This is a genomic window from Streptomyces sp. NPDC127097, assembly GCF_042724075.1.
Lineage (GTDB): Bacteria > Actinomycetota > Actinomycetes > Streptomycetales > Streptomycetaceae > Streptomyces.
The window spans coordinates 14,949-28,559 of the sequence record NZ_JBHXFI010000032.1; the positions used below are offsets into that span (position 1 = coordinate 14,949).

Annotated in this window: 11 protein-coding genes; 8 read left to right on the forward strand and 3 right to left on the reverse strand. The window is 71.9% G+C overall.

Going from position 1 to position 13,611, the window contains the following annotated elements:
- Positions 1–126: 126 nt before the first annotated feature.
- The 6 genes from ACFWJW_RS23290 to ACFWJW_RS23315 all read left to right on the forward strand — a co-directional run bounded on the left by ACFWJW_RS23290 (position 127) and on the right by ACFWJW_RS23315 (position 7,781).
- Positions 127–1,422, forward strand: coding sequence for a M18 family aminopeptidase (locus ACFWJW_RS23290; RefSeq protein ID WP_387244562.1), 1,296 nt, complete (start codon positions 127–129; stop codon positions 1,420–1,422).
- 1 nt (position 1,423) lies between these two features.
- Entirely contained in the window at positions 1,424–3,466 is a 2,043-nt protein-coding gene (locus ACFWJW_RS23295) for a BTAD domain-containing putative transcriptional regulator (RefSeq protein ID WP_387244565.1), read from the forward strand.
- Positions 3,467–3,621: 155 nt separating this feature from the next.
- Positions 3,622–4,455 carry a DUF4232 domain-containing protein gene (locus ACFWJW_RS23300; RefSeq protein WP_387244568.1) on the forward strand — a complete coding sequence of 278 codons (834 nt, stop codon included), beginning with the start codon at positions 3,622–3,624 and terminating at the stop codon, positions 4,453–4,455.
- A gap of 375 nt (positions 4,456–4,830) precedes the next feature.
- Positions 4,831–5,826, forward strand: coding sequence for a hypothetical protein (locus tag ACFWJW_RS23305; protein WP_387244571.1), 996 nt, complete (start codon positions 4,831–4,833; stop codon positions 5,824–5,826).
- Positions 5,827–6,008: 182 nt separating this feature from the next.
- Positions 6,009–6,905, forward strand: coding sequence for a helix-turn-helix domain-containing protein (locus ACFWJW_RS23310; RefSeq protein ID WP_387244574.1), 897 nt, complete (start codon positions 6,009–6,011; stop codon positions 6,903–6,905).
- 228 nt (positions 6,906–7,133) lie between these two features.
- Positions 7,134–7,781: a DUF4232 domain-containing protein gene (locus ACFWJW_RS23315; RefSeq protein WP_387244577.1), complete on the forward strand. Its 648-nt coding sequence runs from the start codon at positions 7,134–7,136 to the stop codon at positions 7,779–7,781.
- An 82-nt stretch (positions 7,782–7,863) separates the two neighbouring features.
- Here the strand turns inward: ACFWJW_RS23315 and ACFWJW_RS23320 are convergent, their stop codons facing one another.
- Positions 7,864–9,672 carry an NHL domain-containing thioredoxin family protein gene (locus ACFWJW_RS23320; RefSeq protein ID WP_387244580.1) on the reverse strand — a complete coding sequence of 603 codons (1,809 nt, stop codon included), beginning with the start codon at positions 9,670–9,672 and terminating at the stop codon, positions 7,864–7,866.
- Between the two features lie 64 nt (positions 9,673–9,736).
- Between ACFWJW_RS23320 and ACFWJW_RS23325 the strand changes: the two genes are divergently transcribed.
- Positions 9,737–10,267, forward strand: a complete 531-nt coding sequence (locus ACFWJW_RS23325) for an LURP-one-related/scramblase family protein (RefSeq protein WP_387244583.1) — start codon at positions 9,737–9,739, stop codon at positions 10,265–10,267.
- A 151-nt stretch (positions 10,268–10,418) separates the two neighbouring features.
- Positions 10,419–11,243 carry a maleylpyruvate isomerase family mycothiol-dependent enzyme gene (locus ACFWJW_RS23330; RefSeq protein WP_387244586.1) on the forward strand — a complete coding sequence of 275 codons (825 nt, stop codon included), beginning with the start codon at positions 10,419–10,421 and terminating at the stop codon, positions 11,241–11,243.
- Positions 11,244–11,402: 159 nt separating this feature from the next.
- Here the strand turns inward: ACFWJW_RS23330 and ACFWJW_RS23335 are convergent, their stop codons facing one another.
- Together ACFWJW_RS23335 and ACFWJW_RS23340 are read right to left on the reverse strand one after the other, a co-directional pair.
- Positions 11,403–12,656, reverse strand: coding sequence for a nitrate/nitrite transporter (locus ACFWJW_RS23335; RefSeq protein ID WP_387244741.1), 1,254 nt, complete (start codon positions 12,654–12,656; stop codon positions 11,403–11,405).
- A 107-nt stretch (positions 12,657–12,763) separates the two neighbouring features.
- A complete protein-coding gene (locus ACFWJW_RS23340) occupies positions 12,764–13,447 on the reverse strand; it encodes a GntR family transcriptional regulator (RefSeq protein WP_387244588.1) in 684 nt (227 codons plus the stop codon).
- Between the last annotated feature and the right edge of the window lie 164 nt (positions 13,448–13,611).

The following is a 13,611-nucleotide window of genomic DNA, read 5'->3' on the forward strand; positions in this document are numbered from 1 at the left end:
TTACACCCGGAATCCACCACTCCGCAACGCTTCCCGGCCCGGAATGCAGAAATCCTGGCCGGAAGGGTGCGCAGTCGCGCCGCATGCGCACCGGGAATGGGGGGTCCGGCTCCTTATGCTGAATCCATGACCAACTCCGCCCGCTTCGATCGCGGCCATACCGACGACCTGATGACCTATCTCGCCGCCAGTCCGTCGCCCTACCACGCAGTGGCAAATGCGGCGGAGCGGCTGGAGAAGGCCGGTTTCCGGCAGGTCGCCGAGGTCGACGCGTGGGACGGCGAGAGCGGCGGCAAGTACGTGCTGCGCGGCGGGGCGCTCATCGCCTGGTTCGTGCCCGAGGGCGCGAACGCGGCCACTCCGTACCGAATTGTGGGGGCTCACACCGACTCTCCCAATCTGCGGATCAAACCGATTCCGGACACCGGCGCCCGCGGCTGGCGGCAGATCGCCGTGGAGATCTACGGCGGCACCCTGCTCAACACCTGGCTCGACCGCGATCTGGGGCTGAGCGGGCGGGTGACGCTGGCCGACGGCAGCCATCGGCTCGTCCATATCGACCGGGCACTGCTCCGGGTGCCACAGCTGGCCGTGCACCTCGACCGCTCGGTGAACTCCGAGGGCCTGAAGCTGGACAAGCAGCGCCACATGACGCCGATCTGGGGCCTGGGCGAGGTGGCCGAGGGTGGTCTGATCTCCTTCGTCGCCGAGGAGACCGGTGTGCCGGCCGACGACATCAAGGGCTGGGATCTGATGGTCCACAGCATCGAACCACCCGCCTACCTGGGCCGCGACCGCGAGCTGGTGGCCGGCCCGCGGATGGACAACCTGCTCTCCGTGCACGCCGGTACCGCCGCGCTCACCGCCGCGGCGGCCGCCGGGAGCGCCCTGAGCAGCATTCCGGTGCTGGCCGCCTTCGACCACGAGGAGAACGGCAGCCAGTCCGACACCGGCGCGGACGGCCCGCTGCTCGGCACGGTCCTGGAGCGCTCGGTCTTCGCCCGCGGCGGCTCGTACGAGGACCGGGCGCGGGCCTTCGCCGGCACCCTCTGCCTGTCGTCCGACACCGGGCACGCCGTGCACCCCAACTACGGTGAGCGGCACGACCCGGGCCACCTTCCGATGCCCAATGGGGGACCGATCCTCAAGGTCAACGTCAATCAGCGCTATGCCACGGACGGCAGCGGACGGGCCGTCTTCGCGGCGGCCTGCGAGCGGGCCGGGGTCCCGTGGCAGAGCTTCGTGTCCAACAACTCGATGCCGTGCGGGACCACCATCGGGCCGATCACCGCGGCCCGGCACGGCATCTCGACGGTCGACATCGGCGTGGCCATCCTGTCCATGCACTCGGCGCGTGAGCTGTGCGGCGCCGAGGACCCGTATCTGCTGGCGAACGCCCTGACGGCCTTCCTGGAGGGCTGAGTTGGAGTTCTCACTGCTCGGCCCGATCGCCGTGACGACCGGCTCCGCGGAGCTGTCGCTCGGGCCCGCCAAGCGGCGCAGTGTGCTGGCGCTGCTGCTGTTGCAGCCCAACACCACCGTCCCACTGGAGCAGTTGATCGACTCCCTGTGGGAGGACGAGCCACCCGAACACGCCCGTACGGTCGTCCAGGGGCATGTCTCGCGGCTGCGCGCCACGCTCGCCGAGGGCGGTGCGGAGGCGTACGGCATCGAGCTGACCACGCACGGCTCGGCCTATCTCCTGCGGCTGCCGGAGGAGCTGATCGACGCTCACCGGTTCGGTGAGCTGGTGGCGCTGGCGCGCCCCGAGGCAGCACCGGGCGATGCCGTTCCCCTGCTGCGCGAGGCGCTCGGCCTGTGGCACGGGCCCGCGCTGACCGGCACGGTCACCAGCCCGCCGTTCGCGGCCGCCGCCCATGCACTGGAGGAGCGGCGGCTGACGGCCGTGGAGGCGCTGGGGCGGGCGCACGGCGCGCTCGGCGAGCACGAACAGGCCGCGGCCATCCTCTACTCCGCGGCCGTCAACAACCCGCTGCGGGAGGGCCTGATCGCCGGGCTGATGCGGGCACTGTTCCGTACGGGACGGCAGTCCGATGCGCTGGAGTGGTTCCACCGCACCCGCCGGCTGCTCAACGAGGAGCTGGGCGTCGATCCCGGCGAGCGGCTGCGCGGCGCCTACGAGGAGATTCTGCGCGCGGAGGCGGCCGGCGGGGGACGGGCCGAGCCGGCGGGCGGGGCGCGAGCGGCGGGTGCGGCTTCCGCCGGGGCTCCCGGAGGAAGCCGTTCCGCGGCGGACCGTGGGCCGAGGCCCGTTGCGGGCGCGGAACGGGGACCCGTACCGGACGCCACCGGCGCGGTGGACGCGCGTAGCGGCGAGGCCGTGCCGGGCGGCGACGGGGCGCGGACGGACGGCGCCCGTGCCGGGTCCGGCTCGGGACGGGCCGGTGCGGCACCGCGGCTGCTTCCCCGGGCGCCGGCCCGCTTCCTGGGACGGGAGCAGGAACTCGCTGCCCTGACGGCCGTGCTGACGGACGGTGGGACCGGGGAGAGCCCACTCGCGGTCGTGGCGGGACCGGCCGGTGTCGGCAAGACCGCCTGCGCCGTGCAGTGGGCACATCTGCGTGCCGGATCCTTCCCCGACGGCCAGCTCTTCGCCGATCTGCGCGGCTTCGGCGAGGGCGACGAGGCACCGCCGGCCGAGATCCTGCGCGACTTCCTGCTGGCGCTCGGCACACCGCCGGAGCGGGTGCCCGGTTCGGCGCAGGCCGCGTCCGCGCTGTTCCGGTCGCTGGTCGCGGAGCGCCGGCTGCTGGTCGTCCTCGACAATGCGCGCAGCTCGGCGCAGGTACGGCCGCTGCTGCCCGGCGGCCCACACTGCGCCACGGTCGTCACCAGCCGCAGCCGTCTCGACGGGCTGGTCGCCACCGACTGCGCCCGGCCGGTCGGCCTCCAGACGCTCGGCCACGAGGAGGGCGCGGCGCTGCTCGGTGCCATGCTCGGCCCGGAGCGGGTCGCCGAGGACCCGGCAGCCGCACGTGAGCTGGTCGATCTGTGCGACGGGCTGCCGCTGGCGCTGCGGGCCGCGGCCGCCCAGCTGACCGCCCGGCCGCGCTGGCGGCTGGCCCGGCTGGCCGCGGCGCTGCGGGACGAACGCCGGCGGCTGGCGCTGCTGTCCGCGGAGGACACCGGCATCGCGGCGGCCCTGCGGATGTCCGTCGCCCGGCTGTCGGCCGACGACGCACGGTTGCTCAGCGCGCTCGCGACCAGCGCGGACGGACACCTCAACGCGTCGCTGGCGGCGGCGCTCGCCGGCTACGACCCGGAGCGCACCCAGGACGGCCTGGACCGGCTCGCGGAGATGCATCTGGTGGACGAGGAGGCCACCGATGTCTACACGATCAGCACGCTGACGCAGCTGTTCGCACGGGACGAGCGCGGGGAGAGCGGCGAAGGGGGCAAGCACGGTACGGGTGACGGAAGCAAGGGGAGCGACGGGCGCGGCTGAGCCGGTGGCCGCGCCTGTGCGGGCACGTTAGGCGCACGTTAGTGGCACGCCAGCGGCGGGCGGCAAGGTGGTGGTCACACCGCAGGACAGACCACAGGCCAGACCGCAGGGCGTAGCGCCGGCGCGGCACGGGCCACCGACCGGGGGAGACCGGAATGCCGCGCAGCCACCACCGCTCCGAGACCGTCATCGAGACCGGCGCCTCCCGGCCGTCCCGTGCGGTCCGCCGCCGTACGCTGCGGGTCGCCGCGGCGGGACTCACCGCCGTCGCCGCGCTCACGCTCACCGCCTGCGGCGGCCAGGACAACCCGCTCCAGACCGGCGCCGCCAAGCCGTACAACCCGACGCCGCAGGTCGCCGAGGAAACGGTGGCGAAGGGCGACGGCGGCCCCCAGGGCGGTCCCCGGCCCGACGGCGGCCGCGCGGAGCAGACCTCGGCCCGGCACGGCGGCTCCGGTGCGGGGGCCGGAGCGAACGGCACGGGGGACAGCGGCACCAGGGCGAACGGCAGTGGGGCGAGCACCGGCAAGGCGGGCAAGAGCGGCGACACCTCCGGCATCCGGCACACCGCCTGCGACGCCGCGAAGATCCAGATCGTCGCCAAGCCGCTGAAGCGGCCGGTCAACCATCTGCTGCTGGAAGCCACCAACACCTCCGGCGCCACCTGCGACCTCTACTACTCCCCCTACCTGCGCTTCGACGAGGCCCAGAGCCCGCTCGCCGAACTGCCGGACAGCAAGCCGCAGTCCGTGGTCACCCTCGCCCCCGGTCAGTCCGGCTACGCCGCTGTGAAGACCTCGTCCGCCGATGGTTCCGGCACGAACGGCCACACCATGACCTCGCTGTCCGTCAGCCTCCCCGGCCGCGACGGCAAGGGCAGCATCGGCGGCTCGAGGACGGTGGCACTGCCCGGCGGCTCCGTGTACCTCGACGACAGCGCCTGGGTGACCTACTGGCAGTCGGACATGAGCGCCGCGACGGCGTGGTGACCCCCGGCCGGTGACACGTCACTCCGCGCTCCGCGAGCCGTGACCCGGTGCCCGACAGACCGTCAGCCGTCTGACGCGGGCTGAGGAGACCGGCCGCAGAGCCCCCTTGAACCAGGGCGCCCGCATCCCCCAGCGGGCGCCCTTTTCGTTGTCCGCCGTCCGCTGTCCCGTCATGTCTCGTCCCGCGCCCCGTCCTGTCCCGTGCTCCTGACGTCTTTGCAGGTCACAGCCGTGCGTACGGCCGGGACATCCCAGGGGACGAGGAACCTCCGGGCCGCCACGATGCCCCGCTCCACGATGGTCTCCGCCGCCGTGAGCACGACCGTCCGGCGGCGCACCGACCGGCCAACCGGCCCTAAACGGAGGGGAATCGGCATGTACGAGCACAGCAGCACGCACCCGGCGGAGACCACCACCCCCACGGACCAGACCCCCGCCCGCACGACGCGTCGGCGGGCCCCGTTCCGCAGGACCGTGTGGCGCAGGGTCCTGCCCACGGTGGCCGCGGCCGGCATCGGCGTCACCGGGTTCGCGGGGCTCGCCCACGGCAGTGACGTGGGCAGCGCGACCACCGGCGGGCAGTCCACGACCGCCACCGGGCTCTCCCACGACGGCTCCGCCCGTGCCGGCTCCGTACGGCCGGCCGCCGCCGACTTCCCCACGTGGGGCACCCGTTGGGTGGTGCACGCCACCGCGGACACCGGCTCCCCCGCCGTCGGAATGATCAACAAGACGGCGCCGGGCCAGGACCGGATCACCGCCGACTACCAGGTCGACACCGGCCGCAAGGTCTGCGAAGGCAGCTCCTGCTCCACATTCATGGCACACCTCACCGGGCCGGTCAGCGGCTTCCTCAGCGTGGTCGCGGTGGACGTCCCGCAGGACCGGCTGCCGGGCGTGCCGGTCCAGGGCGGCGGTGGGCAGCCGCAGCCGCAGCCCGGCGGTTCGCGGGAGGAGATGCTGAACCGCGCCGCCACCTGGCTGACCGCCAACAATGGCGCCCAGGTCCCGTACAGCCAGGCCAAGGTCTGGAAGGACAGCTACCGCCAGGACTGCTCGGGCTATGTGTCGATGGCGCTCGGGTTGCCGACGCCCGGCACCAACACCGTGGGGCTGGCCACCGACCGCGGCCTCACCCGGCCCGTCTCGCTCGGGGAACTCAAGCCCGGTGACCTGCTCATCGACGCCTCCGGCGACAACAACACCCGCCATGTGGTGATCTTCGAGAAGTGGAACAACGACGCCCACACCTCGTACACCGCCTATGAGCAGCGCGGCGACCACGGCACCGACCACCGGACGCTGACCTACGGTCTGCCCGGCGGCGACGCCGAGTTCAAGCCCTACCGTCCGGTGAAGTTCGGCGACTGACGCCGACCGGGGCGCGAGGTCTGAGGACCGTGCTCGGCCACGGCCAGGCCCGGAAGATCTCACGCCGTTTCACGTGAAACGTCACTATCCGATCCGGGTGCGATCCGGATCGTGTCACGAGGGGCACTTCCGGCACAGGGGAGCGGAAGTGCCCCTCGCGCGCGCATGCCCGCTGTGCTGGAATGCGAGACGTGCCTGGCCATCAGAACCACGCCGATCATGTCCGCCGTAAGCCCTTGGCCCCGCTGCCCGACGAACTCTCCGGCCCGGTACGGGACTTCGTCAGCTCCTTACGCCGTATGCACGGCGAACTCGGCTACAGCCTGAAGCAGTTGGAGAGCCGACTGCCTGCCAGCCGCTCCTCGCTCTCCCGCTATCTGCGAGGTCAGAGCCTGCCCGACGAACGGCTGCTGGTGCAGTGGTGCACGCTCTCCTTCACCGGTGAGGACCGGCTGCCCGCCCTTGTCGACCTGCTGCACCGCGCCCAGGAGGCGGCGGACGCGGGAGCGCGGGCGACGGAGCGGGACGGTACGCCCGGCGGCAAGACCCGGGCTGATGCCGACGATTCGACCGGCGCAGGGACGGAAGGCGGGGCCGCGGCGACGGGCAGGCGGCGCCGGAGGCTGGTGCTCGCCGGGCTCGGGACCGCCGCGGTGCTCACCGCCGCAACGCTGGCCGTACCGGCACTGATCAGCTCCAACGGATCGCCGGACAGTGGCAGTGACGGCCGGGCGCCGGGCGCGCGGAGCGCGGCGTCGGCCACCGGGTCGGCCCGGCTCACCGTCCACAACGTCGAACGGGACTGTCAGCACCGGCGGACCGAGAACTGCGCACTCGGGCTGGCCCGCGATCCGTACCGGCTCTATCGCCGCTCCAACGTCGTGGGCCATGTATGGCACGACGACGTGCTGCGCGCGGTCTGCCGGATCGCCGACGGAATCACGGTCACGGATGAGGTGGGCGGCCACAGCAGCATGTGGTTCCGGGTCGAGCACGACGGCAGGCAGGTGTGGATGCCGGCCATCCGCATTCGCCCGGAACAGGTCGAGAACACCACGCTGCCCGGCTGCCCGGACTGACGCTTCGGCGCCCCGTTCGGGACCGGATCCTCGTCACCCAGAGGCTGATCTTCACCCCCGCCACGCACCGGGGCCACCCACAGACAGCACCTATGACCTGCGATAACGCCATATCGCCGGGCCCCCCGACAAACCCACCCTGGCGCATCCACCGGCAATGGATATCGTGGCCGTGCCATGACAGACACACCTCGCTGACACCGCAGCAACTCACTGGGGGAACCACCCATGACCGCACGCCGCTCCCGCCACCGCTCCGCCGCATACGCCGCGCTGGCCCTCGGGCTGGCCGGCTCGCTCGCGCTGACCGGCTGCAACAGCCACTCCTCGAAGAAGTCGAAGAAGTCGTCCTCCTCGTCTTCCAAGAGCAAGAAGCGCAAGATCATCGGCGGCGGTGCGGCCGCGGCGGGCGCGGGAGCGGCATCGCGGCGGGTGCCCGACTGCTACCCCAGCACGTACAAGGTCACGTTCTCCCAGCAGACCGGCCCGAAGAGCCATGTGGCCGTGAAGTTCAAGAACTCCACCAGCCGCGACTGCAAGCTCTACAACGCGCCGCTGCTCCGCTTCAACAACGCCAAGAAGCCGCTGCCGCTGCTCCAGGGCACGCCCGGCCACCTCGACGGCACCCGCATCACCGTGCCCGCCCACGGCTACGCCTACGCGGTCATCCCCACCAACACCGCGGCCACCAAGGGCACCGAGCAGAAGTCGGTGGCCATCGACTTCATGGGCATCTCGGCGAGCTCGGCCACGCACGGTCCGGCCACCGTCGACTTCGCGGAGAAGCGGCTCCACATCTCCGTCGGCAAGAGCAAGGTCACCAACTGGAGCTCCAGCATCCACGGGGCGCAGCTGGCGGGCGGCGTCGGCAAGTAGCCGCCGCACCGGCCGGCCCCGGAGTGACGGCCGGCGGCCGGCCGCGGACCGGGCCCGCTCGACGGGCCCGGGATCCTCGCTCCTACTCGGCGTCCAGCCCGGCCAGGACGAGCCCCAGCCGGGCCACCCCGCCCTCGGCGATCTCAACCGGGACGCCCCAGTCCTGCTGATGCACATGGCAGGCGGGGTACTCGATGTCCGGGGCGTCGTCGCAGGACGCGGCCATCGCCGAGACATGCAGCACGCCCTCGGTCATACCGTCCGCGAGCACCAGTTCCCGGGTGAGGTCGGTGCCGGCGCCCGCACCGTCGGCGAGCAGCTCCGGTGGTGTCGCGCTGACCAGCAGCCGCGTCGAGGGACCGTAGCGGGTGTCGAGCTTCTGGCCGGCCGGGGCCTGGAAGACCACCTCCAGCCGCAGCGCGCCCGGGGCGACCTCGGTGGCCGCGCGCTGGGTGCGATGCGCCACCGACTCGACGCGGATCGCCTCCTCCGGCAGCCGCAGCCGGGTCAGCCGGTGCCGCGCCGACTCCACCACCACGAGGTCGCCGTCGACGAGCACCGCGTCGGACGGCTCGCGCAGATCCTTCGCCAGCGTCGTCACCTCGCCGCTCGCGGGGTCGAAGCGGCGCAGTGCGTGGTTGTAGGTGTCCGCGATGGCGACCGAGCCGTCGGGCAGCGCGGTCACCCCCAGCGGGTGCTGGAGCAGTGCCTGGCCGGCGGCGCCGTCGCGGTGCCCGAAGTCGAACAGGCCGGTGCCGACGGCCGTCCGGATGACATACCCGTCGCCCGCTTCGGCGGGCTCCACCCAGCGGACCGCGCTGGTCTCCGAATCCGCGATCCACAGCCGGTCGCCGGCCGCCGCGAGCCCGGACGGCTGGGCGAACCACGCCTCGGCGGCCGGGCCGTCCACCAGGCCCTCGTTGGTGGTACCGGCCGCGACCTCGACCGTGCCGGCAGCCGGGTCGTACGTCCACAGCTGGTGCACCCCGGCCATCGCGATCCACAGCCGGTCCTGCCACCAGGCGAGGTCCCACGGCGAGGAGAGGTCCACCTCGCGCGCCGGGCCCGAGGTCGGCGAGCCCTGCCACCACTGCTTGCCGGTGCCGGCCACCGTCTCCAGCGCGCCGCTGTCGGGGTCGAGGACACGGATGGCGTGGTTGACCGTGTCGGCGACGGCCACCCTGCCGTCGGGCAGCAGCGCCAGGCCCTGCGGCTCGTTGAAGGAGTCCTCGGTCAGCCCGCGCTCGCCGGTGCCGATCCGGCGCAGCACCTGCTCACCGTCCGCCGCCAGCTCCACCAGCTGATGCCGGGTGGTGTCCGAGACCAGGAAGCTGCCGCCCGGCAGCCGGATCGCCTTGCCCGGGAAGCGCAGATCGGAGGCCACCGGCTCCGGCGGTACGTAGGGACCGTCGCCGCGGTGCAGGGTGCCCTTCGCCTCGTGCTCGGCCTCCAGCTCCTCGACGAGCTTCTCGATGGCGTGCGCATGGCCCTCGCCGGCGTGCTGGGCGACGACATACCCCTCGGGGTCGATCACCACGAGCGTCGGCCAGGCTCGCACCGCGTACTGCTTCCAGGTGGTGAGCTCGGGGTCGTCGAGGACCGGGTGTTCGACGCCGTAGCGCTCTACGGCGTCGACGACGGCCTGGTGCTCGGCCTCGTGCACGAACTTCGGGGAGTGCACGCCGATGATCACGACGGTGTCGCGGTGCCGCTCCTCCAGCTCCCGCAGCTCATCCAGGACATGCAGACAGTTCACGCAGCAAAAGGTCCAGAAATCCAGGACGACAATGCGTCCTCGCAGGTCGGAGAGGGTCAGATCCTTGTTGCCGGTGTTCAGCCAGCCGCCCTTGCCGGTCAGCTCGGGGGCGCGGACGCGTGCACGTGAAGCCATGTGGACATTCAACGTCACTCCGGTGCGTGCGCATTCCGCAGGGCCCGGAGGGAACACGTCAGCCATGCAGCGATCTCCCGGGGACGCGTCCCCGCGCACCGGCAAGTACGTGGTACGTGACCGCATCTTCGGCATCGGTGACGACTACTGGATCGAGGACGAGCACGGACGGCACGCCTACCTGGTGGACGGAAAGGCGCTGCGGCTGCGGGAGACCTTCGAGCTGAAGGACCCCGAGCGGCGGGTGCTGATCACCATCCGCAAGAAGATGCTCAGCCTGCGCGACACGATGACCATCGAGCGGGGCGACGAGCCGCTGGCCACGATCCGGCGCAAGCGGCTCTCGCTGCTGCGCAACCACTACCGCGTCCAGCTGGTGGACGGCACCGAGCTGGACGTCAGCGGAAAGATCATGGACCGGGAGTTCGCGATCGAGTACGACGGCGAACTGCTCGCCGAGATCTCGCGGCGCTGGCTGACCGTGCGCGACACCTATGCGGTCAACGTCGTCCGGGAGGACGCGGATCCGGCGTTGCTGATCGCCATCGCGGTGTGTGTGATCCGGCTGGCGGAGCGGGAGCGCGGGGAGGACTGAGAAGCACGCGTTCCGGGCGTACGGCGCACCCCTCTGCGGCCGGGAAACATCGGCCTACGATGGTCGTCCGAAAGCACTGCCGGGGTGCCCGTGCGCAGCGTAACTTAACTGCACAGACAGCAGCCCGCGTACGAACCGTCCGAGGGGTCCCGTGACCGTCCATCCCAGCCTTCAGTCCTCCATCGATGCCTGGACTCACTCCATAGAAGCGATAACCGAGCTGGTGACTCCGCTCGTCGAAGGCGAGTGGAACAGGGCGACGGGCCTCCCAGGATGGTCCGTGCGTGATGTGGTCTCCCATGTCATCGGCCTGGAATGCGAAATGCTGGGCGACCCGCGGCCGATTCACACGCTGCCGCGCGATCTCTACCACGTACGCAGCGAGTCGGCGCGTCGTATGGAGGTGCAGGTCGACGTCCGTCGGCACCACACCGCGCCGGAGATGCTCAGCGAGCTCGAATACACCGTCATCCGCCGCTCCCGGCAGCTGCGCAACGAGTCCCGTCAGCCGGACGCCGAGGTGCGCAGCCCGCTCGGCGAGGACCGTACGCTGGAATTCGTGCTTCAGCAGCGGGCGTTCGATGTCTGGGTGCATGAGCAGGATCTGCGCCGGGCGCTCGGCAAGCCCGGCAATCTCGACTCCCCCGGCGCGCATGTGACGCGCGATCTGCTGGTGAAGGTGCTGCCCGGCATCGTCGCCAAGCGGGCCCAGGCGCCCGCGGATTCAGCGGTGGTCTTCGACGTCAGCGGACCGCTGGAATTCCTGCGGACGGTCCGGATCGACGCCCAGGGCAAGGCCACCATCGACGGCAGCGTCTCGCTCGGTCCGACCGTGACGCTCGCCCTGGACTGGGACACCTTCCACCAGCTGGCCTGCGGCCGGGTGCGTCCGTCGGCCGTCACCGAGCAGATCAAGATCGACGGCGACGCCGAACTGGCAGCGGCGATCCTGGACCACTTCGCGGTCACGCCGTAGCACCAGGGGTGGGCGGACGGCGTCCCGGCGGGTCTCCGCCGCTCCGCGTCGCTGCCCGTGAGCCGGCCGGAGAACGAGAGCCGGCCCCGGAGTATGAGCCGTTTCACGTGAAACAGCCCTGTCCGTTCCACGTGAAACGGACCCGGCCGCGTGGCCGCCTCAGGCCGGCACGTGAACTGCCTCGACCCGGCTGACGACCAGCCGTTCGCGCTCGCGACGTGCCGCACGCCGGCGCAGCCGCAGGATCTGCGAGACGCCGAGCGCCTCCAGGACGAACATCGAGGCGAAGGCGATCCGGTAGTTGTCCCCGGTCGCGTCCAGCAGCACACCGACGGCGAGCAGGGTCGTCATCGAGGCGGTGAAGCCGCCCATGTTGACGATGCCGGAGGCGGTGCCCTGGCGCTCGGGCGGGTTGGCGGGCCGCGCGAAGTCGAAGCCGATCATCGAGGCGGGGCCGCAGGCGCCCAGCACCGTACACAGCACGATCAGCAGCGCCATCGGGGCATGATCGGCCGGCCAGGCCAGTACGAGCCCCCACATCAGCGCCGTGGCGCCCACGGTGCCCAGCGCCAGCGGGGTCCGGGCCGCGTGATGGCGGGCGATGACCTGGCCGTAGACCAGCCCGACCGCCATGTTGGAGAGCACCACGAGGGTGAGCAGTTCACCGGCGGTGCCGCGGGACAGCCCCTGCGCCTCGACGAGGAACGGCAGGCCCCAGAGCAGCAGGAACACCATCGCGGGGAACTGGGTGGTGAAGTGCACCCACATGCCCAGCCGGGTGCCGGGCTCCCGCCAGGCGTCCGCGATCTGCCGGCGCACGAAGCCGGCGCCGGTGTGGGCGGCGGACGCGGGCGGCGGCTCGAAGCCCTCGGGGTGGTCCTTGAGGAAGAGCAGCAGCACGATCAGCACGACGATGCCGCCGGCCGCGCTGGCGGCGAAGGTCGGGGTCCAGCCGAAGGAGTGCAGGAAGCGGGCGAGGACGAGCGTGGAGACGAGGTTGCCCGCCATCCCGACCAGCGCGGCGATCTGAGCGATCATCGGGCCGCGGCGGGCCGGGAACCACCGGGCACCGAGCCGCAGCACACTGATGAAGGTCATCGCGTCCCCGCAGCCGAGCAGCGCACGCGAGCCGAGCGCCATGGCGTACGACGAGGAGAGCGCGAAGCCGAACTGGCCGACGGTGTAGAGCACCACGCCGATCGTCAGCACCCTCTTGGCGCCGAGCCGGTCGACCAGCAGCCCGACAGGGATCTGCATCCCCGCGTACACCAGCAGCTGGAGGATGGAGAACGTCGACAGCGCCGAGGCGTTGATGTGGAAGCGGTCGGCGGCGTCCAGCCCGGCCACGCCGAGGCTGGTGCGGTAGGTGATCGCGACGAAGTAGACCGCGACGCCGATGCCCCAGACCGCCATCGCCCGGCGGCCGCCGGGCGGGTCCGCGGGCATCAGCCGGGCGCCGCCGCCTATGCCGGAGCCGCCGTCCGACCCGAGGGAGCCACCGGCGCTTCCGCTGCCGGCGCTCATCGCACGTCCCCCTGCGCGAGGTTGCGCACCCAGCTGACGTGACGCTGCACGACATCGGTCGCGGCGTCCGCGTCACCGGCGCGCAGCGCCTCCAGGATCTCCGCATGCTCGGTGATGTTCTTGGCGATCCGGTCCGGATGGGCATGCATCACCGCGACACCCATCCGCAGCTGACGGTCGCGCAGCTGCTCGTAGAGCCGATCCAGGATCTGATTGCCGGCGCTGCGCACGATGGCGGCGTGGAAGGCGCGGTCGGTGACGGACACGGCGGCCAGATCGCCGGAAGCGGCCTGCTCCCGCATCGTCTCCAGCAGCTCGGTCAGCTCGCCGACCAGCGCCTCACTCGCGGGCACCGCCTTGGCCGCGGCGTGCTTCTCCACCAGCAGCCGGGTCTCGACGACATCGGCGATCTCCTGCGCGGAGACCGGCAGCACCAGCGCGCCTTTCTTGGGGTAGAGCTTGATCAGCCCCTCGACCTCCAGCCGCAGCAGCGCCTCGCGCACCGGCGTCCGCGACACCCCCACGGCGTCGGCCAGCTCGCCCTCGGTGAGCAGCATGCCGCCCTCGTAGCGGCGCTCCAGGACGGCGTCCTTGATATGGGCGTAGACCCGCTCGGCGGCGGGCGGCTGCTTGGCGGCGGACTCTCTGGCAGGCGCGGTGGGCGTGGACGCTGAGGGCATGCGCACAGGATAGATACAACAGGTATGCGTTCGACACCGCAGTCCGCGATACGGACAAGAGGGTCACGTTTTCGCAGGTGGCGGCGTTGTGGGGCCGTCACGGCGGCGGAGGGCCGGTCAGCGCCCGGTGTGCGCCCCGGCCCGTCCGCCGCCCTGCGCTGCCC

Bases quoted from the DNA above. Each gene is read 5' to 3' on its own strand.
- ACFWJW_RS23290 (WP_387244562.1), top strand. From the start codon at position 127: ATGACCAACTCCGCCCGCTTCGATCGCGGCCATACCGACGACCTGATG.
- ACFWJW_RS23300 (WP_387244568.1), top strand. From the start codon at position 3,622: ATGCCGCGCAGCCACCACCGCTCCGAGACCGTCATCGAGACCGGCGCC.
- ACFWJW_RS23305 (WP_387244571.1), top strand. From the start codon at position 4,831: ATGTACGAGCACAGCAGCACGCACCCGGCGGAGACCACCACCCCCACG.
- ACFWJW_RS23310 (WP_387244574.1), top strand. From the start codon at position 6,009: ATGCGAGACGTGCCTGGCCATCAGAACCACGCCGATCATGTCCGCCGT.
- ACFWJW_RS23315 (WP_387244577.1), top strand. From the start codon at position 7,134: ATGACCGCACGCCGCTCCCGCCACCGCTCCGCCGCATACGCCGCGCTG.
- ACFWJW_RS23320 (WP_387244580.1), bottom strand. From the start codon at position 9,672: ATGGCTTCACGTGCACGCGTCCGCGCCCCCGAGCTGACCGGCAAGGGC.
- ACFWJW_RS23325 (WP_387244583.1), top strand. From the start codon at position 9,737: ATGCAGCGATCTCCCGGGGACGCGTCCCCGCGCACCGGCAAGTACGTG.
- ACFWJW_RS23335 (WP_387244741.1), bottom strand. From the start codon at position 12,656: ATGGCGGTCTGGGGCATCGGCGTCGCGGTCTACTTCGTCGCGATCACC.
- ACFWJW_RS23340 (WP_387244588.1), bottom strand. From the start codon at position 13,447: ATGCCCTCAGCGTCCACGCCCACCGCGCCTGCCAGAGAGTCCGCCGCC.